This window comes from Cellvibrio zantedeschiae (assembly GCF_014652535.1).
GTDB lineage: Bacteria > Pseudomonadota > Gammaproteobacteria > Pseudomonadales > Cellvibrionaceae > Cellvibrio > Cellvibrio zantedeschiae.
The window spans coordinates 12,696-39,221 of record NZ_BMYZ01000004.1 but is presented as its reverse complement, the minus strand read 5'-3'; the positions used below and the strand labels follow the sequence as shown (position 1 = coordinate 39,221).

Below are 26,526 nucleotides of genomic sequence, written 5' to 3'. Positions count from 1 at the left end.
ATGACTCTGATACGCGCACAGGGCGTCAGCGTTGTTCGCAACGGTCGCCACTTATTAAAGGGAGCCGATTTAACGCTGGAAGCAGGCAAAATTGTCACCCTGATTGGCCCTAACGGAGCCGGTAAAACAACGCTGGTACGCAGTGTTTTAGGGCTTATCAAAATCGACGAAGGAAGGATTGAGCGTGCGCCTGAGCTGCGTATTGGCTATATGCCACAAAAGCTCCAGCTTGATGCCAGCCTCCCTTTAAACGTTGACCGATTTCTACTTTTGGGTGGCCCGCCAGGCGCCAATTTGGCTGAAGTTCAAGAGCTAACCGGCATTCAAAAGCTGGGAAAAAGCCCCATGCAACTGCTGTCCGGCGGCGAAACCCAACGTGTATTACTGGCCCGCGCCCTGCTGCGCGATCCGCAATTACTGGTGCTCGACGAACCCGTTCAAGGTGTTGATGTGAGCGGTCAATCGGCGTTGTATGCCCTGATTAACGATATTCGTAAGGTGCGCAACTGCGGTGTTTTGCTGGTATCACACGATTTGCATCTGGTGATGGCGACAACAGATACGGTCATTTGCCTTAACCAGCATGTTTGCTGCCATGGGCACCCGGATAAAGTCACCAACGACCCCGCCTATCTCGCCCTTTTCGGCGCAAGTCTTGCCGATACCGCTGGCGCTACACCTCAAGTAGCGCTTTATCATCACCATCACGACCACCAACATGACGCTCATGGCAATGTGATTCAGGGTCATGTTGGTTGTACCGATTCTTGCGAGCATCATCACCATGGCTGATTTCCTGTTGTACGCAATTCTCGCGGGAATCGCTGTAGCCCTTGTCGCTGGCCCTTTAGGCTCGTTCGCGGTTTGGCGGCGCATGGCCTATTTTGGCGATACCCTGGCGCATTCAGCTTTATTAGGGATTACGTTTGGATTGTTATTGGGCGTAAACCTAAACCTTGCGGTAGCTATAGGATGCCTGTTACTGGCGCTCATATTGGTCGGCATGCAAAACAATCGCTTTCTAGCGACCGACACCCTGCTGGGAATTTTGTCTCACTCAACCCTCGCTTTGGGTCTGGTGTGCGTTAGTTTGTTCAGCGGCACACGCATTGACCTGCTCGCCTATTTGTTTGGCGATATTCTTTCAGTTAACAAGGTCGATCTCGTCAGTATTTGGCTGATTTCATTAGCAGTTATAGGTGCATTGGCGTGGTTGTGGCGACCTTTACTGGCCATTACCGTTCATGAAGAACTGGCCCAAGTGGAGGGGATTCCGGTAAACAAGGTGCGCACCGCACTTATGTTGCTGATGGCTTTGGTGATTGCGATAGCCATGAAAGTCGTTGGAGTATTGCTTATCACTGCTTTGCTGATTATTCCCGCTGCCGCCAGCCGCCGTCTCACTCACACACCGGAAGCTATGGCTGTAGTCGCCAGTCTTTTGGGTAGTATCGCGGTATGCCTTGGCCTTGCTGCATCTTACTTTTGGGATAGCCCGGCAGGTCCGTCTATCGTCCTGGCTGCCACCTTGCTATTTGTACTGACCTTGAGCAAAAAACAGGTTTTGTGAGCTTTGGCTTACAAAGCTTGAGGAGAATGTCGTCTATTAGTGGCGTCAGAAACAGAGGATAATGAGCGAAATTAAGGACATCTCAGGAGAGAATCAATGACGCGACTTAGCATAGGCGATGTAGAACATAACAGTGAAGATGTAGCACGCAAGGTAGAAGGCGATATCGCTTTTCTAACAGAGCGCTTGCATCTGTTGGAGCAACAACAAAAACCTAACGCCGTAATCCTGCAAACCTACAGAGATATGCTGGAAAGCCGTTTCGCGGTGTTGCACTGGTTGCGCCAGGATAGCGCCCAAACCAAACGTCTTGCTTCCGGTCAGTAGTCGTTTTATTGCTGCTTGAACTCATCAAGGAATTGGATTTTTTCTAGCACGCCTCATCAGTCGTCATTAAAAATTCACATAAATGTTGCGTTTCCGTCATGTGAGTTTGCAAAAATTTTTGCAAACAGCCACATGGAAACGCCCCATGAATGCATCCAGCTCTGTGTTGTCAAATGCCTTAGCCATTGAACGTGAATCAACGATTCCACTCCGCACTGCAACCCCGCTCGTTAATGCCCGCACCATTTGGATTTCCGATGTGCATCTCGGTTATCGCGATTGCAAAGCAGATTACCTGCTCGATTTTCTCAATCATATTCATTGCGACACGCTTTATTTAGTGGGCGATATTGTTGATCTCTGGTCACTCAAGCGCCGCTTTTGTTGGCCGCAAAAACACTATCAGGTAATTTTAAAACTTTACGAATTGGCAGCACGGGGTGTTCGCGTAATTTACGTACCCGGCAACCACGACGAACCCTTGCGCCGTTTTTGCGGACAATATTTCGGCCCTATTGAAATTCAACATGAACACGAATATTTAAGTGCAGATGGTAAACGCTTTTTAATTATGCACGGCGATGCAATGGACGCTTACATCAATCACTCATGGCTCGCGCGTATCGTAGGCGACCACGGCTACGATTTATTATTGTTTATCAACCGTTGGGGAAATCGTTTGCGCAAATGGATGGGACGCCCGTACTTTTCATTAGCAGGTCTTATTAAAAGCAATATCAAAGGCGCTAAAGCGGCAATTCATACCTATCAACAGGAATGCTTAAGTGAAGCAAAGCGGCGCAATTACGATGGCGTAATTTGCGGCCATATTCATTACCCCGCGCTGTTTGAGCAAGATGGATTGCGTTACTGCAACACAGGTGACTGGATAGAAAATTGTAGTGCCCTGATTGAAGATTACCAAGGCAATATGCGCATATTGCATCACACAGATCATTTACGCTGGGAGGGTGAAATTAATACCGCCAGCGCTCACGCATAACCAACAATAAATCATAAAAACAAACACGATAAGGACAACAACCATAATAAAAAAATGGAGGCATAAGCCTCCATTTTTATTTGATCTTATTAGCCGCCAGCGTATGCTTCCAACACACGATTTAAAAACCGACGCCCAAGTGCTGTAGTTCGTAGTTTACCTTCAAATACTTCAACTAAACCTCTTTGCGTTAACTCATTCCATTGCGGGTCCAATGAACCTAGATCCAGACCTGTTCGCTCGGCCAAATATTTCACTGGTGCGCCATCATTTAAACGCAAAACATTCATTAAAAAATCCAGTGGCAATGATGATGGTGAAAGAATGTCACTACCCGCACCAAATACATTTTGGTGGCCAGCTAGATTGGTGGAAATTTTATTGCTCGTTACAGAATCCAGATAATGTTTGGGCAAACGGGTTTTCCACAAACGAGTAATGAGGGATTTTTCTGGTTGGGTAATTTTACCGTGGGCACCAGCACCAATTCCCAAATAATCGCCAAACTCCCAATAATTTATATTGTGGCGAGCGCGCTGTTTATTTTTGGCGTAGGCAGAAATTTCATACTGCTCGTACCCGGCTTGCGCAAGCATCGATTGGCCTTCATCTTGAATATCAGCAAGTGTATCTTCAAAAGGTAAAATCGGAGGATCAGAATAAAACGCAGTGTTTTGTTCAATCGTTAATTGATACCAGGAAATATGTTCAGGTGCTAAGGCTATTGCTTGCGCCAAGTCGGCTTTAGCATCTTCAACCGATTGTTCGGGTAAGCCGTGCATTAAATCCAGATTGATATTATCGAACCCTGCCTTACGCGCTACATCCACAGCGCGCAGGGCTTCCTCGCGGCCGTGAACACGGCCAAGCAATTTTAATTGCACATCATTAAAGCTTTGAATTCCTATAGAGAGACGGTTTACACCTGCGGCGCGGAAACCCGAAAATTTTTCCTGCTCAAAAGTTCCCGGATTTGCTTCGAGTGTTATTTCTATATCAGGTTCAAAACCAATAATATTTTCAGCATCTTTGATAATTTGCGCAATTGCATTTGCAGAAAAGATGCTCGGCGTACCACCGCCAAAAAATATACTGGCAAGTTTTCTGCCTTGGGCCAACTCTGCATCTTGCTGTAAATCAAAACGCAATGCGTTCACATAATCCTGTTCAGGAATATCATCATTGGCTTGGTGCGAATTAAAATCGCAATAAGGGCATTTTCGAATGCACCAGGGAATGTGAATATAAAGTGATAGCGGCGGCAAGATAAGTGACATAAAAATAGTTCAGTATATTAAAGACAAAGCCTGCGTTCCGGCTTTATGAAAATCATTGGTAATTAACGCCCTTGTGCTTGATCCAGCCGGCGATGTGATGGCCGCGTGGATCACGATGAGTCCAGTGCACTACACCGCCTTTTTCATTCCATTCATACTCGCCGCAAAAACTGACGTTATCACCCTCTGCGAGAGAATTTATGCGTGGCGCCAAATCAATATTGTGCGCAATTAAAATTGTAAAGCCTGCCTCAGTGCGCACAATAAATCGTTGGTGCCTGGAGCCTTTGGTATCATCAAACAAAATCTTAATCACCTTGCCCTGCGCACGCACTTGCACATTGCTTTGATGCTGCATAAAAGCATTTACAAGATCGACAGCTTCGCCTGATTGTACGCTCGCAGTTGTGTCGGGAATATCCAGCACATATTTTTTCTGCGCAGGATTTGCAGCTGCACTCGGCACGCCGGACACCCGCGTAGTAACCTGCGCCACCTTATGTAGCTGCGTATCAACCCGGCTTTTTAGATCGGCGGGTAAAAAGCGATAAACCGCCGTGGAAATACCGGCCAAGACTATTAACAACATCAATTTGTTTTTCATGATCGTCCCTAATTAAAATTTAAGCGTGCGGAATTTTTTGCAACAATTCCTGCATGGCTTTACCGCGATGGCTGATGCGATTTTTTTCTGCTTTATCCAATTCTGCAGAGGCACAATTATGTGTTGGTACAAAAAATAATGGATCGTAACCAAAGCCGCCTTGACCGCGAGCTTCGGTCAAGATAATTCCCTCCCATGTACCGTGGCAAAGAATTGGAGTCGGGTCATCGGCATGGCGCATGTAAGCGAGCACGGCGTGGTAGCGAGCGGTGCGTTGGCTTGCAGGAATATTTGAGAGTTCCTGCAAAAGTTTTTGGTTGTTGGCTTCGTCAGTTGCACCTTCACCAGCGTAACGCGCCGAGTAAACCCCAGGGCGACCATTAAGCGCGTCTACTTCAATGCCCGAATCATCCGCAATTGCAGGCAAGCCCGTTTGTTGGCAGGCGTGGCGCGCTTTGATGATGGCGTTTTCAACAAAGGTAGTTCCGGTTTCTTCTGCATTGCTGAGATTGAAATCGGATTGCGGTACAACTTCAAATCCGCATCCTGCCAATAATTGTTGGAACTCTCGCAACTTACCGGCGTTACCACTGGCAAGCACAATTTTTTTTGTCATTTCTTTTTTCTCGCCGCTTTCTTTGATTCTTGCTTTGATTCTTTCGTTGCTAAATCAACTGACTCAACCGCTGGCTGATATTTGTAAGCCCAAACCAATACAGCGGCGCCCACCGCAATCATTGGCAAACTTAACAACTGCCCCGATGAAATAGCCAGGCCGGCAATATCAATTTGCCAATCGGGCACGCGAAAATATTCGGTAAAGAAACGCGCGCAGCCGTACAACATGCAGTAGAGCGCACCAGTTGCCCAACGCGGTTTTTGAGTGCGCGAAAACAGCCACACAATCACAAACAGCAAAACCCCATCCACAAGGGTTTGGTAGAGAGGAGACGGGTGTACCAGATGATCAACACCGGGCCATTGCATCGCCCATGGCAGATCTGCACTTGCCGCGCGCCCCGGTAATTCGTGATTGATAAAATTGCCAAAACGACCGGCGGCATAACCGAGCGGCACCAGTGGTGCAATGAAATCGAAAACGTTGCCTATGGCATGTTTGTGTTTGCGTGCCCAAAGCCACATGGCTACAACCACGCCGAGAAAGCCGCCGTGAAACGACATTCCCCCTAGCCAGGTCATGGGAATTTCCATGGGGTGCTCCCAAAAATAGGCGGGGCGATAAAACAGTACCTCGCCCAAACGCCCACCCACAATTACGCCAATCATGCCGTAAAAAATGATGTCGCTAACCTGCTCTTTCGTCCAACCCTGGGCGGCAATATGGGGCTGCTTGATACGCTGATTGCCCAGCAAAATAAACTGTAAAAATGCCACGCCGTACATGATGCCGTACCAATACACAGGCCAAGAGCCAATATGAAAGGCGACGGGATCGGGATTGGGATGAACAAGCATTGGAAATCCTTTGATAATGACAGACGCGCAGTGGAACGGCGCCCTGGAAAGCGCGCTATTCTGCCACAGGTTTTCAATCGCAGCTTTGGGAATTCGCCCTGCGGCCAACTGGAATTGCGCTAGGAAATCTAGCGCCTAAAGCCTACAATGCACGTTTTTATAAGACGAAAGCGCCGAATGTTCAACGAGATCCCCACTAGCCGCCCCGCCACCCCCCTTTTGGACAGCATAGATTCCCCCGCTGACCTGCGTGCGTTGGACGAAAAGCTATTGCCCCAGCTGGCGGACGAACTGCGCGCATTCCTGCTATTCAGTGTCGGCCAAACCGGCGGCCATTTTGGTGCAGGGTTGGGTGTCGTAGAGCTGACTATAGCGCTGCATTACGTTTACGAAACCCCATCCGACCGCCTGGTGTGGGATGTTGGCCACCAAACTTACCCTCATAAAATCCTTACGTCGCGTCGCGAGCGCATGAACTCTATACGTCAGGGTGGAGGCTTGTCTGGTTTTCCAAAGCGCGATGAAAGTGAGTTCGATACCTTTGGCGTAGGCCACTCAAGCACCTCAATTTCCGCCGCACTCGGTATGGCTATTGGAAACGAGATGGACGGCAATGGCCGTAAATCTGTCGCCATCATTGGCGATGGCGCTATGACCGCCGGCATGGCGTTTGAAGCCCTGAACCACGCCGCGCATACAGATACGGATATGCTGGTTATCCTCAACGATAACAACATGTCCATTTCCCCCAATGTGGGCGGCCTGGCGACTTACCTTTCCAAAATCTGGGCGAGCAAGTTTTATAACGGCTTGCGCGAAGGCAGTAAAAAAGTGCTGACCAAGATTCCCTCCGCCTGGGAATTTGCGCGCAAGACCGAGGAACACTTTAAAGGGTTTATGTCCCCCGGCACCCTGTTCGAAGAGATGGGATTCAATTATGTTGGCCCTATCAATGGCCACGATTTAATTGATCTTGTTAGCTACTTGCGCAACCTGCGCGATATTAAAGGCCCCAAGCTACTGCATATCATCACCCAAAAGGGTAAGGGTTTTGAGCCCGCGGAGCTCGACCCCGTTGGCTACCATGCACTGAATAAAATCGAACCGAAAAAAGCCGTTTCATCACCCAACAAACCCAAATACCAACAAGTTTTTGGCGATTGGCTGTGCGATATGGCGGCGCAAGACAAACGCCTTGTGGGTATTACGCCCGCCATGTGTGAAGGTTCCGGCATGGTAGATTTTGCAACTCAATACGCAGACCGTTTTTACGATGTTGCCATTGCAGAGCAGCATGCGGTGACACTTGCCGCCGGTATGGCGTGCGAAGGACAAAAGCCTGTGGTGGCGATTTACTCCACCTTTTTGCAACGCGCTTATGACCAATTGGTGCACGATGTTGCCTTGCAAAATCTCGACGTAACTTTTGCAATTGATCGCGCTGGTTTAGTCGGTGAAGATGGCCCCACCCACGCAGGCAGTTTTGATTTAAGTTTTTTGCGCTGCATTCCTCACATGCTCATTGCCGCGCCCAGCGACGAAAATGAATGTCGCCAACTTTTGTACACCGCTTATCAATTCCCCGGCCCCGCTGCTGTACGTTACCCACGCGGTACAGGTACAGGTATTGCGATTGAAAAAACATTTACAGCACTGCCAATCGGTAAAGGCCTCGTCAAGCGCGAAGGTAAAGAAGTGGCCATCTTGTGCTTTGGTACTTTGCTCGCCAACGCGCAACAAGTTGCCGATAAACTCAATGCAAGTTTGTGCGACATGCGTTTTGTAAAACCCTTGGATGAAGAATTAATTGAGCGCATGGCCAACAGTCACAGCTTGATAGTAACCCTGGAAGAAAATGCAATCGCTGGCGGCGCGGGCTCTGCGGTGAGTGAATATATTGCCAGCAAGGGCTATGTGATGCCCGTTTTACATCTTGGCTTGAAGGATACTTTTGTTGATCACGCCAACCACACCCAGCAACTTGCTGAGCAAGGCCTGGATGCACCCGGAATTGAAACCGCAATCCTCAAGCGATTGAAATTGCTTGAGTCATTAAATACAAAGCCTATAAAAACCGTTAATTAATCGGGCTCTAATAAACCTGATTAATGGAAATAGCTAGAGCCTTGGTTTGAGAAGTTTTGTAAGGGCGCTTGCGCCCTTTTTTCTTTTTCACGTACCCTAAGTTTCTTCCCTCGCAATTTTATACATCACGTAAAGGAGATCTTATGAGCGGCACTATTTCCCATTTATCGCACCATGTTTATTTTTGGTTAAAAAATCCAGAATCAAAAGAAGACGTGGCGCAACTTATTCGCGGCGTTAAAACACTGACCACGATTGAAACCATCAAAGGCTTTCATATAGCAACACCTGCGGCAACCGAAGAGCGCGGCGTTATTGATAACAGCTATAGCGTTTCCTGGTTGGCTTTTTTTGATAATGAAGCTGATGAACATGTTTATCAAACACACGCGACACATTTAAAGTTTATTGCAGACTGTGAACATTTGTGGAGCAAAGTGACTGTGTATGATTCTGTTCAAACCGCAGAATAATCTGAAATAAAAAAGGGTGGAACCTGTCCACCCTTCTAAAAACTTTTCATCACTTAATCTTTTTTGTAAGTGATCTTTTTGGTTCCCGCTTCGCAGCTTCCCACGACCTTTTGGTCTTTCACTTCTTCAGTCGCAACAATTTCCAGGGTATAACCCTTAACACCTTTTGCATCCAACTTGGCGGCAATTTCTGACTTCAACTCCTCGCAGTTTTTCGCTGCAAATGCAGGTACAACTGCCAAACTCAATGCCAAAAATACAATCATCTTTTTCATATCAAAGTTCCTTTAAGACAGAGGGTAATGCACACACAACAACCGGTGCATGCGGCAGAAATACTATCCACAAATTCCCTCACCGTAAACAGCAGAAATTGAGGAGCACCAGCCTAAACCAAGGGTTGCGGTGTTAATTAACGTCAAGCTGGTATGCACCGCCCGCTGCTCGCCTATAATCTGTCATCTTCCATTAATCTTAATAATCATAATTAACCGTGAGCAACCCATGAAACAGAAAATATTAGCCGTCTTATTCTCTCATCGCGCTCTTGGCCCGAGCGTGTTTGTGTCACTTGCTCTCATGAGCGGATGTTCGGGCAAAGCCCCTGGTGCGCAGGTGAATCCGGCATCTGCAACCGCTAACGCACTGGAGATCACCCGTATCTCCCCTAAAGAGGCCGCGCAAACGGCAAAAGAGATTGAGCAGCAAGCAAACCTGCACCTAGCCCCCGGTTTGAGCGCAACACTCTGGGCTTCTGAGAAGCTCCTGAGCGATACGGTTGCGATTAATGTGGACGACAAAGGTCGCGTCTGGGCGGCCATTACCGAGCGCAGCAACAATTCAGAATTTGATATTCGCGGCTACCCGAAATGGGAGCAGCCTTCAATGAAATTTACGACAGTGGAAGACCGCAGTAAATTTTTACGCGAAGAATTAGCGCCAGAAAAAAGTGCGCAAAACACCAAATTCCCCGACCGCAATAAAGATGGCAGCCACGATTGGCGCGACTTGGCCGTAGTGCAAGAGCGTGTTGTGCGCCTGGAAGATAAAAGTGGCAGCGGCAGAGCTGACACGGCGCAAACCGTAATACGCGATTTCAACACTGAAGTGACCGATGTGGCAGGCGGCCTTTATTATCACAACCAAACGGATGAATTATTTTTAAACGTCGCGCCAGACCTCTGGAGCCTGAAAGATACCAACGGCGACGGCACCATGGACACCAAAAAATCACTCGCCACCGGCTTTGGTGTACACATAGGTTTTAGCGGGCACGGATTCTCCGGCGCCATTCTCGGCCCCGATGGCAGAATTTATTCCAACATGGGCGATGTAGGTTCCAGCATTACCGATAGCACCGGAAAAAAATGGCACTACCCTAACCAGGGCGTAATAGTGCGCAGCGAAATTGATGGCAGCAACTTTGAAGTGTTTGCAGCGGGCTTGCGCAACACCCATGAATTTTCGTTTGATAAATTTGGCAATTTAATCAGCGTTGATAATGATGGCGATCACGTTGGCGAGTACGAACGCATAGTTTATTTAATTGATGGCTCTGACAGTGGCTGGCGTACCAATTGGCAGCTCGGAAAATACAAAGATCCAAAAAATAACACCTACAAAGTCTGGATGGATGAGAGTTATTACAAGCCTCGTTTTGAAGGACAAGCTGCGCATGTATTACCCCCAATTGCACCTTATCATGCCGGCCCCGCTGGAATGACTTACAACCCCGGTACAGCACTGAGTGACAAATGGCTGGATCATTTTTTTGTGGTGGAATTTGTCGGCTCGCCTGCACGTGCAGGGGTTAATGCCTTCACCTTAAAACCTGAAGGCGCCTCTTTTAAACTCGACACAGATCAAAATGTTTTCCGTGGCATTTTAGCAACCGGAATTGATTTTGGTCCCGACGGCGCGCTTTATATGAGCGACTGGGTTGAAGGCTGGAACCTGAAAGAAAAAGGTCGCATCTGGAAATTGGATACGCCGGAAACCACGAGTAACGCCGCGCGTAAAGATACCCAGGCGCGCCTTGCAGAAAATTTCGGTTCGCTTTCGCTATCTAAATTAACCGCGCTACTCTCTCATGCTGATATGCGCGTGCGCACTAAAGCACAATTAGAATTAGTAACTCGTAAAGCAACGCAACAATTGCAAGCAGTAGCAAAAGATTCAAAAGATCAACTTGCTCGCATTCACGCGCTTTGGGGACTCGGGCAACTAGCGCGAAAAGACCAAGCGCAGGTGGCAGCGCTAATGCCATTCCTAAGCGATAAAGATGCAGAAATTCGCGCGCAAGCTGCCAAATTATTAGGTGATGCGAAAGCGGTAAACGCTACGAATAATTTATTGCCGCTATTAGCAGACAGTAATTTACGCGTGCAATTTTTTGCAGCGCAAGCACTTGGCCGCCTGGGTGCAGAATCGGCCATAACACCAATCGTTGCCATGCTCGCAGCTAACAACGATAAAGATGTTTATTTACGCCAAGCCGGTGCCATAGCACTTGCGCGTATCGGCAACCAGGATGCACTAGCGAAATTAGCAAGCCACCCTTCTGAAGCCGTTCGCATTGCCGCTGTAGTTGCATTAAAACGTTTGGAGAGCCCAGCGCTCGCACAGTTCCTAAATGATTCTAGCGAATTTGTAGTTACCAATGCCGCACGCGCTATTAGCGATGATAATTTTGTAACAGACGCATTACCTGCGTTGGCAAAATTATTGGATGCACCAAGGTTTACCAATGAACCTTTCTTGCGTCGTGTCATTAATGCCAACCTTTATGCAACCGGTGCAAATAACAGTGCAGAAAATAGTTCACGCTTGGTACGCTTTGCCCAGCAAAAAAATATTGATGCAACCCTGCGCGCCGAAGCCATAAATACATTGTCAGTGTGGGCTAAATCATCTGACTTTGACCGTGTTACCGGCCAAAATCGTGGCGCAGCAATTCACGACGCTAAAGATGCGCAGCGCGCTTTGGCTAGCGCCTATAAAAATCTTTTAGCGGATAAGGACGGAAAATTTCGCGCGGCAACTATCAACGCCCTTGCCGAATTTAATGTGAAAGAGACTAACGACAACCTGATCAAAATACTTTCCCAGGATTCTGATCCAGCCGTTCGTATTGCCGCATTAAATGCACTGAAAAAATTTAATGTGAGCGACATGAGTAAAGTCACTTTTGCTGCAATGAAAGATAAGGATCAATCAGTGCGCATGTCTGCCTTAAGGTTATTGCCTGAATTGAACTTGCCTGTGCAGCAAGTTGTATCTATGCACGAGTTACTTTTACAAAACGGCACTGTGGGCGAACAACAAGCGGCTTATACGTCTCTCGCCAATGTTAAATCGCCAGAAGCCACTGCAGTATTTAAACAACAATTGCAAAAATTAATTGCAGGAAAAATTGCTCGAGAAGTGCAACTTGATTTAATTTTTGCTGCAGAAAAAATGGATTCCGCCGAATTAAAGCAAATAGTTGCAACCTACGAAGCAAGTAAAAACGCCAATGACCCTCTGGAGGTTTACCGCGAATCTCTAATGGGTGGCAATGCAATGGAAGGAAGAAATTTATTCCGCTTTAGCGATATGGCGCAATGTGTGCGCTGTCATATGGTGGGAGTCAATGGTGCACGCGTGGGCCCGGAGCTTACCACCATTGCCAGCCGTATATCGCGCGAGCAAATGCTGGAGGCATTGGTTAGCCCATCGGCGCGCATCGCACCCGGGTTCGGTCAAATCACTGCAGTGCTAAAAACCGGTGAACGTATTGAAGGTACATTTGATGCGGAAACCGAATCCACAATTACTATTAGCAGTAAGGATAAAACCCATAAACTTAATCGCACTGATATCGCTAAAATTGAAACCAGCACCTCAGGCATGCCGCCTATGAATCTGTTGTTGGACCGTATGCAAATTCGGAATTTGGTGGCTTATCTTTCGACACTCAAAGCAGAAACAATAGAAGGTCATTAATATTGTAGAAACAAAAAAGCCCCGCCAGCTCATCACTGGCGGGGCTTTTTATTTTCGGTTTACATTGATTAATACTTACAAGCTTTAGCGTCATCTTTTACAAAATAAGATTTGTAGTTTTTCGCTTTTTTATCCATGCAGCCTTTGAGATTTAATATACGCACTGAACGGAAATCTGCAGGGTGGGATTCTGCTTGCAAGGCAATAAAACCTCCTTCCAAGGGGGTGCCATCATCCTTCTGCAAATCATTATATTCAAATACCAATTTGCCATTAATAAAATGCTGCGCCAACTCACTGCCATGCACAACCAATTCCGCAGTCACCCATTGATCACCATGAAAAGTATCGCTAGTAGAATTCATGCAGTGATCTTTACGCAATTCGCCTTTAATAACCACTTGGGTAGATGGAGTACAGAGGTTGCCCGTGGAGCGTGCATCTTTGCCATTACCACCCAAGAGTTGGTACTCCATGCTCAGCGGGAAATCCTGGTCCACCGCCATACTTTGTGGCGATTGCGTGTGAAACATAATGCCGTTGTTGCGTAATGCCCAGCCCGGACCATCTTTAACTTGCTCGCCCACAAACCGGTATTCCACGTGTAATTTATAATGGGAGTATGGCCCGCTGTTGGAAAAGATATGCCCGAAGGTGTTCCCAAAGGTTTCGTATTTATCATAGCGAGCTTGCAAGAGCCCATCTTTTACACGAAAAGTATCAAAAGCATTTTCTCCCGCAGGGTAGCCCTTTAACTTTATAGTCCAATTGCTTAAGTCTTTTCCATTGAATAAATCCACCCACTCTTCTTGCGCGGGTTTGTTCGCAGCTGCAGCGGAAAAGGCCGCTGTCGCCAACAAGGTAGCCAAAAGTGTTTTGTAAGCTCGGTAAACTTTCATATTCGTGTTATCCCATTTATTAGAGGTTATGGGCAGAATGTACCTCATTTGTAGGATTAATCACAAAAAATTTACAAAACCAAACCGAGCCATCATTACCACTCCAGGCGTTCGCCATTAGAATGCCAGAAGCTGCCTGTGTTACTCATATTCAATTCCGCGATTCGTTTGCTTAAACGCTTGGCCGATTCAGCGGCCGAAATATCGCCACCAAAATTTACCATGGCCGTTTGAACATAACCGGGGTGCAAAATCGCCACTGAAATGCCGCGCGGTTTCAGATCAAGGCTCAAGGATTTTGCCGCTGCATTTAAGGCGGCTTTTGACATGCGATAACCGTAGTAGCCACCCGAGGTATTATCCGCAATGGAGCCCATACGGCTGGTGATAAACGCAATTTTTGCACCTTCATTCAGGTGCTTTAATAGCGCTTCAGTCACGTGCAAGGGTGCTTGGGCATTGACCAAAAATTGTTGAGTCACAGTGTTGTAATCAATTTCGCCAAGACGCTCGTGCTGTAGAACTCCGGCATTGTTAATCAACAAATCGATTTTTACGTCGGACAACCTTGTGGCCAACTCCTGAACTGCTTTGGTGCTAGTCACATCTACTCCGGCAATGACTTGTGCGTCAGTTGCGCTGAGCTCCGCAGACGCCGTACGGCATACAGCGATTACACGCCAGCCTTGGGCGAGATATTCCTGCACAAGCGCAAAGCCAATGCCGCGGTTAGCGCCGGTGATAACAACTGTTTTCATAATTAATTCCTTAAAAAGATGGGCTGTGCGCCAGGTAAATTATCCTACTCCACGAAGGAGCAGGATTCATCAGGAAAGGCCCGCCAAATTTCCTGACCGTGGTTGATGATTGCTCATAAATACAATTAGCAACCTAATCTCAATTGCACCGCGCATCAGAACAAGGCAAGATTCTCCCCGCTGAGGAGCCAGATAATTTCAATAAGGCAGGCTACCCTCATATTGCCGACGCAACCCCAATGTCCAATTTATAAGTGCTGATGCTATGTCCAGGAAATTACAAAAAATAGCGAGCGATACTTATGCTCAGCTGTTGAAAAATATCTATCCCCTTATATTGCTGATTTGCTCCTTTAGTGTTTATTTCATCCACTACGGTTCACCCAGCTCTATGTTTTGGGATGAAAATTACCATGTCGCCTCTGCCGAAAAACATGTGCAAGGTGTGATGTATATGGAGCCGCATCCGCCGCTTGGAAAAATGCTGATGGCGCTGGCAGAAGTTGTAATCAACCCCAACGAAAATATTGATAAACATAATTTTGTTATTACTGATCATATTGAGGGAGCGGACACACCAGCAGGCACAAAATTTACGGGCTATCGCTGGCCATCGGTAGTTTTGATGGCGCTAGCGGTTTTGTTTTTTTTCGGAATATTAAACAATATTACTCGTCAACCCTTATTTGCCTTTTTATTTAGCAGCTTTATTATTTTTGACAATGCATTGGTGATACAGGCGCGTGCCGCCATGCTTGAAGGAATTCAAATATTTTTTATTCTTGCCGAGCTTTATTGTTTCGTCCGCATCGTCACCAGCCAACGCCCCATCAAACTAACCGATTACCTATTACTGGGCACATTGATTGGCTTTGCGATGAGTGTGAAAGTGACAAGTGCCATTGAACTTATTCTGTTTGTTATTTTGTTTGGTGTAGATCAATGGAAAAATATTAAAGCACTTAATTACAGCGCGCTGCTAAAACGTCTGGTCATAGCCGTGCCCGCAGGAGTGGCACCACTTCTATTAGTATTCTTCAGCGTGTTTTATATTCATATTGGTATGGGTACCAAAGTTATTGCCGACCGCACCTACAAGGCATCACCTGAATATCTACAAGCAATTCAACGTGGCGACACCTGGAGCCCATCAACCTTTGCGATTGGTTTCCGCGACAACTGGAAATACATGAGCGAATACGCCGACGGCGTTCCGCGTTTGGACGAATGTAAACCCGATGAAAATGGAAGTTACCCAATGGATTGGCTGCTGGGTAAAAAAACTATCAGTTATCGCTGGGATAAAGATACGGTAGATGGAAAAGTCGAAGTTAAATACATGACAATTATTGCAAACCCGATCATTTGGTTTAGCGTAATTGCCGGAATTGTATTGAGCCTTGGTTTAATCATGAGCAAATTTATTTATGGCCAGCAAGAAAAAAACACACCCTTGTTTTATTGGATTTGTGTCTTCACAGGTTTGTACTTGAGTTACATGATTGCCATTTTACAAATTGAACGTGTGATGTATCTCTATCACTACCTAATACCTTTGGTATTTGGCTCACTCAACCTTGCGCTGATCCTTAACTACATTTATCGCGATGACATTATTGCCAACAGCAAACACGTCTGGATTAATTTCGGATTTTATATAGCGCTGGTTATTGCGATATTCGCGTTCTTTGCACCCTTTACTTATGGAATTGGCATCACCGAAGATCAATTCGAAATGCGCAATTGGTTTAGCTTTTGGAAATTACAGGTGGTGCAATAATGACAACCATTCCGTTCAATAGAAACATTGTGTTTTCGGTAATGCTAGCCATCATAGCAGTGGCTATTATCTATCGAATTACACCACCTTATGTCAGCGGCGTGTTCGATTTGGTGATCAGCAAAAACCGCATAACCATTACCGATATTCATCAGCCACGCGATATTGAAATGACAAAAACCGTGAAAGTCGACCGTATCGACTTGGCAGATAAAAGTCGTTTTCGACACCCCAAACTGGGTGATATTGGTTATGCCGGCGATTTTTGGGTGGATATAAATGCACCCTTCACTGTTAAAAAAGCTGGGGATTATGTGTTTTATCTTGGCAGCGACGATGGTTTTATTTTTAGTATTGATGGCCAGCAATTGTGCGAATGGACTCATGACCGCCCATTAACTGTCAATGCATGCCAAATCAGGTTAATGGAAGGGGAGCACAAATTTAAATTGGTTTACTTCCAGGGTTACGGCAACGCCGGTTTAACCATGGGTTATTCCTATGGGAATAACGGAGTTCAATATATAGCAGGGGAAAATTCGCGTTACATTAGTTTTTAATTCTGTTTAAAGAAATTATCCGGACGCTGTAAAGCTTCCGGATTTTTTTGCCTTTATTTTATAGGCAAGACGCCACGGCATTTTGGATAGGTAGAACAAATCCAAAATAATTTTCCTGCAGCTGCACCATTTTTAGCTTTGCGTTTTAACATAACCGCCGAGCACTCAGGACAAAGCTCTAAAGCAATTCCGCTTTCTGTCAACTCGCTTTTATTAGCTGGGCTTTTTACTTCCGGTTCATCAACAATATCCAAAACCGATTCATTGGTGGATATTGCCTCAGCTTGCTCAACGCCCAATGCTTTAAATAAACTTGCACGAATAACGGCAACATCATAACTCGCCTGCACTTTAAAACGCGCCAAGGGCAATTGCGCATCTTCACATATGCTAGTCAGTAATGGATCAAGACTATCGCCCAACATAATGACGCAAACTGCACGCAACTGCGTTTTTTCGCAGACAACAAAATCAAATTGCTTTGTGGCAATATTTTTAGTCGCAACTTGCACCGCAAGCAGGTTATTACTGGCGCCAACATTCAAAACATCGCCCGCATTTATATTGGTGAGCAAAATATATTCGCCATTCAATGCTTGCTGTAGCGCGGTAAAAATAGGACGCTGAACATCATTTAGAACCGAAGATGTTTTTTCATAGCTGAGCTTTACATTCGCAACAGGCGCGACAACCGGCTGAGGTTTGATCTCAGCCGTGAGTTCTACCGAACGCGGCAGATCCCAATCGTGCGGATTAAATTTATCCTCGAATTTCGATTTTATTTTTTTATCCGTGCGATAAATAAAATAACCCACCACCGCCATGAATAGCACTAACCACAAAACCCACATTCCGCCACCTCGATACGAAAATTCAACCTGGTTATTTTACATCCGGACGAGCCATTTCAAATTGCTCGTGAGTTGCCGTGTATAAGTCGCCACCCAACTTACCGATTGTATTTAACAAGTGTGGCGCAATTTGGCCATCAACAAGAACCGACTCATTTACATAAATACTCACAACATCCAGCAACATCATGTGCCCACCCATGGGTAGTGAAGAAACTGCCAGCACTTCGCGCAGTTTACATTCAAACCTTACGTTGGCTGCTTTCACTCCCGCCACTTTCACCGAATGGCTCGGTTCACTCGCGATATTCAACGCGGAAAACTCACTTATCTCAGGCGGATAATTACCACAACTGGCATTCATTATTGCAGCCTGATCTTCGCTCACAATATTGACGACGCATTCGCCGGTCGCTCGTAAATTAGTTAGCGTATCTTTGGCCGCACGGTCACGCGGATTCACCTGAGTCACTGCAAGCACAGGAGGATTACAACTCGCCACGGTGAAAAAAGAATAAGGGGCCAGGTTAAGCACTCCCGTGGAACTCAAACTACTTATCCACGCGATAGGACGCGGGGTGATACTACCCACCATTAATTTGTAACACTGGGCTGCTTCAATAAGGCGAGGATCAAAGTTCATAGAGGGAATCAAAGTTCACAAGTAACACATAAAAGTTAACGAGGCCTTAGCTTCCGTTAATTTCAACCTTTTTACAAATGTTATAATATAACGCTTGCGAGTCATACAAAACTTCTTTAGATTGCGCCCCATGTTCACAGTCATTCGCCAATCCACTCGACAACTGCGCCTTTGGTTCATAGCCGCGGCGGCAGTATTGGCGCTCACCTCGGTGCTGGAGGCAGGTCACGCTCACGGCGTTTTCACCCAGGCAGATGACCAATGTGCACTCTGCCAGCATTCAGTGTCACTGGATAAGCTGCTTGGCTCGCCAGCCCTCATCCTGATTCCGTTGCTAGTTGCCGCAACCCTAAGCACGTCGATCACGCGTTTTGTTCCTCGCCTAAAAAGCCGCCTCGCGCTTATACGCGCACCTCCCGCTCTACTCCGCACTCGCTAAACCCTTATTTTTATTGCGGCTACTTTAGAGTAGCCGCGCCCTTTGCTGTGGAGTTTTTAGATGAACCATTTTCCGAAACACTATCTCGCGGTAGTGCTTGCTGCTGCCTGCCCCATCGCTTTTGCTGATGATCTTGAAGAAGTTGTAGTGACTGCATCGCCCTTTGCCAAAAGTATTGAGGCTGTAAACAAACCCGTAAACCTCTTGAGTGGCGAAAGTTTGCAAAACGCCGCAGCGGCGACTCTGGGCGAAACCCTTAATGGGCAATTGGGCGTGAGCTCTGCCAGTTTCGGCCCCGGCGTTGGCCTACCCATTATTCGTGGCCAGAGTGATAACCGCGTAAAAGTGATGCAAGACAGCGTGGGCTCAATGGATGCCTCAGCCGCGAGCCCTGACCATGCCGTGACGTTGGAGCCACTGCTCGCCAACAAGATTGAAGTTTTGCGTGGCCCCGCAGCATTGCGTTACGGCAGCGGCGCCATTGGTGGTGTGGTAAACGTGTTAGACAATCGCATTCCCAGCGAATTGCCTGAAAGTTTTGCTGGCGGTGCGGAGCTACGCAATTCAAGCGCCAACAATGAAACCGTCGGTGTTGCCAATCTTAATGCTGCCGCAGGAAATTTTGCGTTTCATATCGATGGTGTAAAACGCGACAGCGACAATATGGAAACTCCCGGCTTCGCTTTTAAAAATCCAGAAGACCACGCTGACGCAGCCAAAGGTTTTATTCCCAATACAGATGCAAAATCCACCAGCGGCACCCTGGGCGCGTCTTATATTAGCGGTGAAGATTTCATCGGCATAAGTGTGAACAAGCTCGATAACAATTATGGCGTGCCTCCTGATCATAATGGGAATGGCGATGAACTGGTGCGTATTGATATGCACCAAACCCGTTACGATGTAAAAGGCGAACTCAATAATCCATTTGACGGTTTCCAAAAAATCAGCGCACGCCTTGGCCACAATGATTACCAACACACAGAAATGGAAAACGGCGAGCCCGGCACAAAATTTACTAACGATGCTTACGAAGGCCGCGTCGAATTAATTCACGACCCGCTCGAATTATTTAATGTAAATTGGAACGGTGCCATTGGTGTACAAACTGCAAAAAGCACCTTTGCTGCCATAGGTGAAGAAGCGTTTATTCCTAAATCAGACATCAGCAATTTAGGAATTTTTATTGTAGAAGAAACCAAACACAATAATTTCACTTACGAAATTGGAGTGCGCGCCGACTCACAAAAAATTACGCCCGATGCACAAGCTGCAATATCAAAAGGACACAGCATTAGCCATGACTCTATTAACTTATCCGCTACCACTACCTGGCATTTTACCCAGGATCAACAATTCAGCCTGGGCATTGCACAATCACAACGAGCACCCAGTGTAGAAGAATTGCTCGCGAATGGACCACATCCAGCAACGGGAAGCTATTTAATAGGTGATGAAAATCTCAACGAAGAAACCAGCACCAATATAGATTTTGGCTACCACTGGCATGGTGATAAGCTGCAATTTTCCACCAGTATTTTTTACAACAAGGTAGATGATTTTATTTATGCTAAAAATCTCAACGAAATTATTGATGAACTCAATGGCTACCAATACACCCAAGCAAACGCCACCTTTAAGGGCTTTGAAACAGAATTAAAAATTCCATTTGCACAATATTGGAATTTGCGTTTATTCAGCGATAAGGTACGCGCAACTTTGGATGATGGTGGCGATCTTCCGCGCATTACACCTATGCGAATTGGCAGTTCGCTGGATTTTAATTTCAATCAATGGAGCGCAAACATTAGCGCCACTCATACATCAAAACAAAACCATGCAGGTGATAACGAAAGTGAAACCGATTCCTACAACCGCATTGATGCGCGAATCGATTACACCTTTAGCAGCGCAGGTACGGATTACACCCTCTTTGCAAAAGCGACCAACTTGACCGACGCAGAAATTCGCAATGCATCATCCTATTTGCGGGACATAGCGCCAGAAGCCGGCAGAAGTATTCAGCTGGGAATGAGAGTTAAATTCTAATCCTGTTTAACCTTTGCAGCTTTATTCGCCTAAAACAAATCACCGGCGAATAAAGCTATTCAAAAATAATTAAATTGTGGTTATAGTTCAACCGAATTGGAATCACGAGCTATAGGCTATGACATTTACACCGCTTGTTCTTGAAGGAAATCTTGTTCGTCTTGAGCCTCTTTCACATGAACATAAATCCGGTTTATGCGACGCTATTTGCGATGGTGAATTATGGAAGCTATTTGTCACGCTGGTTCCACATCCCAATGATTTAGACGTGTTTTTCGATAATGCCCAAACACTTTTTGAACAGGGTGACGGCTTAACTTTTGCAATCATCGACAAACACAACACGAAAGTAGTCGGCTCTACACGCTTCATGAAAGCTAATCTCGCCAACAAGCGCGTAGAAATTGGCTATAGCTTTTTAGGTAAAAGTTGGCAGAAAACTTTATTCAATACTGAAGCAAAATTATTGTTGCTCACACACGCATTTGAAAACCTGAATTTTAATCGGGTGGAATTTCTCACCGATTATTTAAACTCAACATCTCGCCAGGCGATTTTACGCTTAGGTGCAAAAGAAGAAGGTATCCTCCGCAGCCACATGGTGATGCCCGATGGTCGAGTACGCGATTCAGTGCTCTACAGTATCGTCAAGCATGAATGGCCCGGCGTAAAACAAAATCTTTTATATAAACTTGCTTCGCGTTAAAACGGCTACAGCCATTCCCCAAACGACTTACCAAACTACTGCCCCAAATTACCTTCCTTCATTTTATCAATCACAAATAAAAGTTTTAGGCGCCAGATTCTGTCGCCACACCTCACAAAACGATTGACGTCTGTCGCGTAATATCACAGGCTTAATCAGGTTAGTTTTCGACCAACAAATAAACACATCTGAAGGAATTAGTCATGGCCAATTTTAACGATGCCATTGTAAAAACACTGGCGAAAGAGGGCGGCGCAAAATTTACGGACATTGCCGGTGATAGAGGCGGCGCAACCAAGTACGGAATTTCCCAAACCGCATACCCAAATGTTGATATTCGCAATCTCACCGAACAACAGGCGCGCGATATCTATAAACGCGATTATTGGGATAGAGTGCGCGGTGACGATTTGAAATCACAAATGATTGCCGAAAATCTGTTTGATACCGCAGTTAACATGGGTGTGCGCACCGCCAGTCGTTTGGCTCAATCCATGTTAGACATCAAACCCGCTGACGGCATTATTGGCAGCGCGTCACTTGGTGTAATTAACCAGCAAAATGAAAAAGAATTTATCGTGCATTTTACGCTGGTAAAAGTCGGCTATTACGCCAGCTTGTGCAATAAAGATCGCAGCCAGAGTAAGTTTCTATTAGGTTGGGTTAACCGTGCGCTAGGAGGTGCAGCATGAATTTTTTATCAACATTATTTAACGGTGGCAATACCGTCAAAGCTATTGGCGACACAGTCGATAATTTATTTACTTCCGATGAAGAGCGATTGGAAAAGCAAAATGAATTTTTAAAAGCTAATCGCGAATTTGATTATCTGGAAAACAAATTAATTGCCGAGCAAAACACGGCGCAAGCTGAAGTCAATAAAACCGAAGCGACCCACACCAGCTTATTTGTTGCAGGTTGGCGACCAGCAATTGGTTGGGTTGGCGCACTTGCACTTTTCTATCAATTTATTCTCTATCCCTTGTTGTGTTGGATTCCCGGCATGGAGACACCACCTACACCAAATAGCGACGCACTTTATCCATTGATTATGGGAATGCTCGGTATAGGAACGCTACGCTCTTTTGATAAATTAAAAGGCACGGATACCAAATCCCTCAAGTAAATAAAAACGCGTTAATTTTGCGATTAAAATTAACGCGTTCGCTACTTAATCAACCTGCCATCTTACCGATTAATAAATAGGTTTCCACACACAAGGCTATCAATAAAGCCGCCGATACAATCTGCCAAAAGCGCTGAGGCTTTTTCTCTGACAAAATCGAACGATACTGTTGTTTGTATTTTGGATTCGGCTGCAATAATTCATGCAAAAATTCAGAAACATCCGCGTGGCGGCGCCCGGGATCGTAACGCAGCCCTTTCTTAATGGCAGCATCTATCCAAAACGGCACCAGCGGGTTTAATTCATAGGCGGGCACATATTGTGTGCTGAGATACGCGCGCGGCGACCGGCACTGCCCGAGCTTGCCTTTAAACGGCTGAGCACCCGTGAGCATTTCAAACACAACCACGGCAAGTGAAAAAATGTCAGATTGCTCAGAACAGGTCGCCTCCAATACATGTTCGGGTGCAGAATATTCCGCTGTGCCCAAAACATTATCGCGTTTGATGGGTGTAGCAATTTCTGCAATACCTTTTACAAGACATGCACCGAAATCAATAATTTTCACTTCGCCATTGCGGTCAATCATAATGTTGGCCGGGCGAATATCCTGATGCAAGGTTTCGCGCCGGTGAAATGCGCGTAAGCCTTTAACAACCTGCTCAATGATATAGGTAACATTTTGCACAGGTGGATTGGGATTTTCCTTAATCCACTGCGCCAGCGTAATACCATCAATATAAGCCATTAGGTAATAGAGACAGGTTTTTGGCTTGTTGTGATTAATAATTTTTACAACATGTGGATTGTGGATGCGGCTACCGATCCAACTCTCCATAACAAAACGCTCGATATAGGCTGCATTATCTTCAAAATTGACTGAAGGCGTTTTCATGCAAAAACGCTCACCAGTTTCTATATCCGATACCAGATACACCTGGCTGCGACTGCTTGCGTGCAATTCTTTTTCAATCCGGTATCCATCGATAATTTTTCCGACGTCCAGATTCGGTGGAAAGGGTAGCGCGGTTAATTTTTGCGTAGCGTCTTCAATATTTTCTTCTGGCAAACTATTTACGCGAATAATCTGGCAGCTAATGTTGTCATCACTCTTATTACTTAACGCAAGATGCGCCAACTGTGCACAAGCTTCATCGTAATTTTCACCGGAATTTTCCAGCGCATTAACAATATCAGTTTGCTTAATAAAATCGTGTAGCCCGTCAGTTGATAATAAAAAGGTATCGCCAACTTCAATTTCATGAATCCCGCAATCAACATCAAGCGACACATCCAGACCTATGGCGCGAACTAAATAAGATTCCTGATCGCTGATAACTGTGCGATGATCGCGCGTCAATTGCTCCAGCTTTCCGTTGCGCAAACGATAAATACGGGAATCACCTACGTGGAAAATATGTGCACTATGTGATTTAAAAATAATGCAGCTAAAAGTACTGACATAACCTTTTTTAGCTTCGTGAAATTCACGCCCACGCGAATAGAGCCAGCGATTAAGCGCGATCAGCACTTGAGAAGTAGATTTTTTTACCGTCCAGGTATCGGGTGTAGAGAAATAATCGACAAGGAAATTGCGCACGCAAGTTTCACTCGCCTCTTTACCCGCCTCAGCCGCACTCACACCATCCGCAATAATTGCCGCCGCACCTTTGGTACTCAGCAAAGTTCCTTCAGGAATACGAATGCCAATAGCATCTTCATTATCCGCCTTAACACCCGCACTCGAGTATTGCCCGACAGAGAAAGTNGTCGTCATCCTCGCGCAGCGGGGATCCAACTTTTTATTACGAAAGTTTTTTAAGAGCTGGATCCCCGCTGCGCGAGGATGACGACTCCCTCTTAAAAAAATGCACACAACCTACAGAGCGTTAGTGTTTGAGATGAGAGCAAGGCATTTGCGCGCACAGAACCGGAGTTTACTTATAGTAAATGAGGATTCGAGCACGCAAATAACGCCGCTATCGCTCAAACAATGAAGCTCCATTAGTGGACTTCAATCATTTGGACAGAGCCGTCTGGTAATACCTCAAACATTTTATCCTTCGGCTCGTCCAACAAAATCGCTGCAACCGCAGCCACAAAAATACTAGCCGCGATAGTAATAAAAAATGCAGGTGTACTCACAAATGAAAATACGGTCAGGAATATCACCGCGCCTATATTTCCATAAGCGCCCACGATCCCCGCGATTTGCCCGGTAAGGCTGCGGCGAATCAGGGGTACAACAGCAAACACACAACCCGCTGCAGAACCTAAAAAGAATGAGCTGCACATCATGGTGATTACTGCCACTTCAATTGGCCAATCAGCATTGATACGCGACATAACAAAGAAGCCGACCGATGCTAAAAACAACAACACAATCAGCGATTTTTTACGGCCAAATTTATCGCTAATCCAACCGCCCGATGGACAGGACATAATATCCATGGCCGCGAAACAAGCGCCGAATACACCAGCCAAAGCAACTGGAACCAGGAAAACATTTTTAAAGAACAGTGGCAGCATAGAAACCACCGCCAATTCAGAACCGAAAGTAACGGCGTAAGCCAAGCTTAAAATGGTGACTTGTTTAAATTTATATTGATGAATTTTTTCGACCGGCTTTTGGAAAATCTCGGCATTCACGTTGTAGATTTTTTTACTCTGGAATAAAAACAGCACAATGAGAACTGCATTAATACCGATCAGTGCGGTGTGACTAATGAGCCCCAACAATTGCACTTTCCAGGTCAGTAGCGACAAAGCGCCGTACATAGGAATATTGATTAACAGATACTGGATAAAATCGCTTTTACTGGTAACAGCCAAACCACCGGATTTATTGGGTTTAAAATAAGTTGAACCGGCCGGGGTGTCGCGCACCGACATGTAATAAATGCCCGCATAAATAATGGCGATCACACCGGTGATCCCCGTCGCATAACGCCAACCTTCATCGCCACCCAACACCAAAGCGAGCGTCGGCAAGCTTATGGCAGCAGCCGCTGAACCTATATTGCCCAAGCCTTTATAAATACCCTCTGCCAAGCCTAACTGGCGCGCGGGGAACCACTCGCTAATCATGCGAATGCCAATTACAAAACCTGCACCTGCAAAACCTAACAGGAAGCGCGCAAGAGCAAGCATTTCAAAACTGGTAGAGAGCGAAAAGAAAAAACAGAAAGCGCCGGTAATCAACAGCAAGAGCGAGTAAATATTTCGCGGTCCAAAACTATCTACCAACATGCCAATTACTATACGCGCAGGAATTGTGAGGGCTACGTTGAGGATAAGGAGCGTCTTAATCTGTTGGTCATCGAGACCCAAAGTGCTTTGGATTGCAACTAAAAGGGGCGCATGGTTAAACCAAACCACGAAAGTGATAAAAAAAGCCATCCATGTCATATGGAGGATTTTTGTTTTTCCGGTAAAGGAAAAAAAATTAATATTTGCACCAGAATTTTTCACCACTAACTCCAACAGGTTTTACGATGGAGCACCTAAGGCAATATTTACGCCACTTATAATAAAAATCGGTGAATCAAGGCTTTTAGGATTGCACCAGATTAAAACCTGGCCATTTTTACAGCCAAAATGCCCAGATAAAGACCACGGCGCACCACAACAAATTCAAAAGTAGTGCAATTAGCGGAGGCAAAAACGCACACATTGAGAACAGAAACGGAACAACAAAAGATCGTTTCCTGGCTAAACCTACCCCATCCAACCTCGCCTCAAGATCGCGCTGCGCCATTCTCAAACAAAAATTATCAGTTTCTCCCCGTCGCTTGGCTGATCCGCTGCAAATCTCACCATACTCCCCGTAACACACCATAAACGCACCACAATGAATCACTTTTGCTTTATTCGGATATCAATTAGCGCATGTCCGAACAGCAAAAATGCACCAAGC

25 protein-coding genes are annotated in these 26,526 nt (G+C 46.0%); 14 read left to right on the top strand and 11 right to left on the bottom strand.

Annotated features, from left to right (window positions below; genetic code table 11):
* The 4 genes from IE104_RS16950 to IE104_RS16935 all read left to right on the top strand — a co-directional run bounded on the left by IE104_RS16950 (window position 1) and on the right by IE104_RS16935 (window position 2,900).
* A complete protein-coding gene (locus IE104_RS16950; RefSeq protein WP_189420732.1) occupies window positions 1–792 on the top strand; it encodes an ATP-binding cassette domain-containing protein in 792 nt (263 codons plus the stop codon).
* Window positions 785–1,570, top strand: a complete 786-nt coding sequence (gene znuB, locus IE104_RS16945) for a zinc ABC transporter permease subunit ZnuB (RefSeq protein ID WP_189421161.1) — start codon at window positions 785–787, stop codon at window positions 1,568–1,570. The genes IE104_RS16950 and znuB overlap by 8 nt, the downstream gene beginning before the upstream one ends.
* Before the next feature lie 96 nt (window positions 1,571–1,666).
* A complete protein-coding gene (locus IE104_RS16940; protein WP_189420730.1) occupies window positions 1,667–1,897 on the top strand; it encodes a hypothetical protein in 231 nt (76 codons plus the stop codon).
* A gap of 145 nt (window positions 1,898–2,042) precedes the next feature.
* Window positions 2,043–2,900: a UDP-2,3-diacylglucosamine diphosphatase gene (locus IE104_RS16935; protein WP_189420728.1), complete on the top strand. Its 858-nt coding sequence runs from the start codon at window positions 2,043–2,045 to the stop codon at window positions 2,898–2,900.
* A gap of 89 nt (window positions 2,901–2,989) precedes the next feature.
* Here the strand turns inward: IE104_RS16935 and hemW are convergent, their stop codons facing one another.
* Genes hemW through lgt form a run of 4 tightly spaced genes read right to left on the bottom strand, consistent with a single transcriptional unit; the run spans window position 2,990 to window position 6,257 of the window.
* Window positions 2,990–4,177 carry a radical SAM family heme chaperone HemW gene (gene hemW, locus IE104_RS16930; RefSeq protein ID WP_189420726.1) on the bottom strand — a complete coding sequence of 396 codons (1,188 nt, stop codon included), beginning with the start codon at window positions 4,175–4,177 and terminating at the stop codon, window positions 2,990–2,992.
* Window positions 4,178–4,229: 52 nt separating this feature from the next.
* Window positions 4,230–4,781 carry a DUF3465 domain-containing protein gene (locus tag IE104_RS16925; protein WP_229838060.1) on the bottom strand — a complete coding sequence of 184 codons (552 nt, stop codon included), beginning with the start codon at window positions 4,779–4,781 and terminating at the stop codon, window positions 4,230–4,232.
* 19 nt (window positions 4,782–4,800) lie between these two features.
* The gene (locus IE104_RS16920; RefSeq protein ID WP_189420724.1) at window positions 4,801–5,397 is read right to left on the bottom strand and encodes an XTP/dITP diphosphatase; all 597 of its coding nucleotides are present in this window, start codon (window positions 5,395–5,397) and stop codon (window positions 4,801–4,803) included.
* Window positions 5,394–6,257: a prolipoprotein diacylglyceryl transferase gene (gene lgt / locus IE104_RS16915; protein WP_189420722.1), complete on the bottom strand. Its 864-nt coding sequence runs from the start codon at window positions 6,255–6,257 to the stop codon at window positions 5,394–5,396. Before lgt ends, IE104_RS16920 begins: the two co-directional genes overlap by 4 nt.
* Window positions 6,258–6,434: 177 nt before the next feature.
* Between lgt and dxs the strand changes: the two genes are divergently transcribed.
* A complete protein-coding gene (gene dxs / locus IE104_RS16910) occupies window positions 6,435–8,342 on the top strand; it encodes a 1-deoxy-D-xylulose-5-phosphate synthase (RefSeq protein WP_189420720.1) in 1,908 nt (635 codons plus the stop codon).
* Window positions 8,343–8,485: 143 nt separating this feature from the next.
* The gene (locus tag IE104_RS16905; RefSeq protein ID WP_189420718.1) at window positions 8,486–8,815 is read left to right on the top strand and encodes a Dabb family protein; all 330 of its coding nucleotides are present in this window, start codon (window positions 8,486–8,488) and stop codon (window positions 8,813–8,815) included.
* Between the two features lie 53 nt (window positions 8,816–8,868).
* Here the strand turns inward: IE104_RS16905 and IE104_RS16900 are convergent, their stop codons facing one another.
* Window positions 8,869–9,090 carry a DUF1161 domain-containing protein gene (locus IE104_RS16900; RefSeq protein ID WP_189420716.1) on the bottom strand — a complete coding sequence of 74 codons (222 nt, stop codon included), beginning with the start codon at window positions 9,088–9,090 and terminating at the stop codon, window positions 8,869–8,871.
* Between the two features lie 229 nt (window positions 9,091–9,319).
* Between IE104_RS16900 and IE104_RS16895 the strand changes: the two genes are divergently transcribed.
* Window positions 9,320–12,799: a HEAT repeat domain-containing protein gene (locus IE104_RS16895; protein ID WP_189420714.1), complete on the top strand. Its 3,480-nt coding sequence runs from the start codon at window positions 9,320–9,322 to the stop codon at window positions 12,797–12,799.
* Between the two features lie 68 nt (window positions 12,800–12,867).
* On the opposite strand, the gene IE104_RS16890 is transcribed toward IE104_RS16895, so the two are convergent.
* Entirely contained in the window at window positions 12,868–13,698 is an 831-nt protein-coding gene (locus tag IE104_RS16890) for a 3-keto-disaccharide hydrolase (protein ID WP_189420712.1), read from the bottom strand.
* Window positions 13,699–13,793: 95 nt separating this feature from the next.
* Window positions 13,794–14,456 carry an SDR family oxidoreductase gene (locus IE104_RS16885; RefSeq protein ID WP_189420710.1) on the bottom strand — a complete coding sequence of 221 codons (663 nt, stop codon included), beginning with the start codon at window positions 14,454–14,456 and terminating at the stop codon, window positions 13,794–13,796.
* A 265-nt stretch (window positions 14,457–14,721) separates the two neighbouring features.
* Between IE104_RS16885 and IE104_RS16880 the strand changes: the two genes are divergently transcribed.
* Both IE104_RS16880 and IE104_RS16875 read left to right on the top strand, forming a co-directional pair.
* Complete coding sequence (locus tag IE104_RS16880) at window positions 14,722–16,236, top strand: phospholipid carrier-dependent glycosyltransferase (RefSeq protein WP_189420708.1); 1,515 nt, start codon at window positions 14,722–14,724, stop codon at window positions 16,234–16,236.
* On the top strand, window positions 16,236–16,796 hold the full coding sequence (locus IE104_RS16875; RefSeq protein ID WP_189420700.1) for a PA14 domain-containing protein: 561 nt from the start codon (window positions 16,236–16,238) through the stop codon (window positions 16,794–16,796). The genes IE104_RS16880 and IE104_RS16875 overlap by 1 nt, the downstream gene beginning before the upstream one ends.
* Before the next feature lie 53 nt (window positions 16,797–16,849).
* Here IE104_RS16875 and IE104_RS16870 read toward each other — a convergent pair whose 3' ends face one another.
* Both IE104_RS16870 and IE104_RS16865 read right to left on the bottom strand, forming a co-directional pair.
* Window positions 16,850–17,647, bottom strand: coding sequence for a DUF2726 domain-containing protein (locus IE104_RS16870; protein ID WP_189420698.1), 798 nt, complete (start codon window positions 17,645–17,647; stop codon window positions 16,850–16,852).
* 31 nt (window positions 17,648–17,678) lie between these two features.
* The gene (locus IE104_RS16865) at window positions 17,679–18,290 is read right to left on the bottom strand and encodes a flavin reductase family protein (protein ID WP_189420697.1); all 612 of its coding nucleotides are present in this window, start codon (window positions 18,288–18,290) and stop codon (window positions 17,679–17,681) included.
* A 130-nt stretch (window positions 18,291–18,420) separates the two neighbouring features.
* On the opposite strand from IE104_RS16865, the gene IE104_RS16860 reads away from it, so the two are divergent.
* From IE104_RS16860 to IE104_RS16840, 5 genes are all read left to right on the top strand, one after another.
* Window positions 18,421–18,729 (top strand): hypothetical protein, encoded by a 309-nt coding sequence (locus tag IE104_RS16860; protein WP_189420695.1) that lies wholly within the window; start codon window positions 18,421–18,423, stop codon window positions 18,727–18,729.
* 60 nt (window positions 18,730–18,789) lie between these two features.
* On the top strand, window positions 18,790–20,778 hold the full coding sequence (locus IE104_RS16855) for a TonB-dependent receptor (protein WP_189420694.1): 1,989 nt from the start codon (window positions 18,790–18,792) through the stop codon (window positions 20,776–20,778).
* A gap of 118 nt (window positions 20,779–20,896) precedes the next feature.
* A complete protein-coding gene (locus IE104_RS16850) occupies window positions 20,897–21,484 on the top strand; it encodes a GNAT family N-acetyltransferase (RefSeq protein ID WP_189420692.1) in 588 nt (195 codons plus the stop codon).
* Between the two features lie 203 nt (window positions 21,485–21,687).
* Window positions 21,688–22,176: a glycoside hydrolase family 108 protein gene (locus IE104_RS16845; protein WP_189420691.1), complete on the top strand. Its 489-nt coding sequence runs from the start codon at window positions 21,688–21,690 to the stop codon at window positions 22,174–22,176.
* Complete coding sequence (locus IE104_RS16840; protein ID WP_189420689.1) at window positions 22,173–22,610, top strand: 3TM-type holin; 438 nt, start codon at window positions 22,173–22,175, stop codon at window positions 22,608–22,610. Before IE104_RS16845 ends, IE104_RS16840 begins: the two co-directional genes overlap by 4 nt.
* Before the next feature lie 49 nt (window positions 22,611–22,659).
* On the opposite strand, the gene IE104_RS16835 is transcribed toward IE104_RS16840, so the two are convergent.
* Together IE104_RS16835 and IE104_RS16830 are read right to left on the bottom strand one after the other, a co-directional pair.
* Window positions 22,660–24,387 carry a bifunctional protein-serine/threonine kinase/phosphatase gene (locus IE104_RS16835; RefSeq protein WP_189420687.1) on the bottom strand — a complete coding sequence of 576 codons (1,728 nt, stop codon included), beginning with the start codon at window positions 24,385–24,387 and terminating at the stop codon, window positions 22,660–22,662.
* Window positions 24,388–24,614: 227 nt separating this feature from the next.
* A complete protein-coding gene (locus IE104_RS16830; RefSeq protein ID WP_229838117.1) occupies window positions 24,615–26,018 on the bottom strand; it encodes an MFS transporter in 1,404 nt (467 codons plus the stop codon).
* Window positions 26,019–26,526 lie beyond the last annotated feature (508 nt).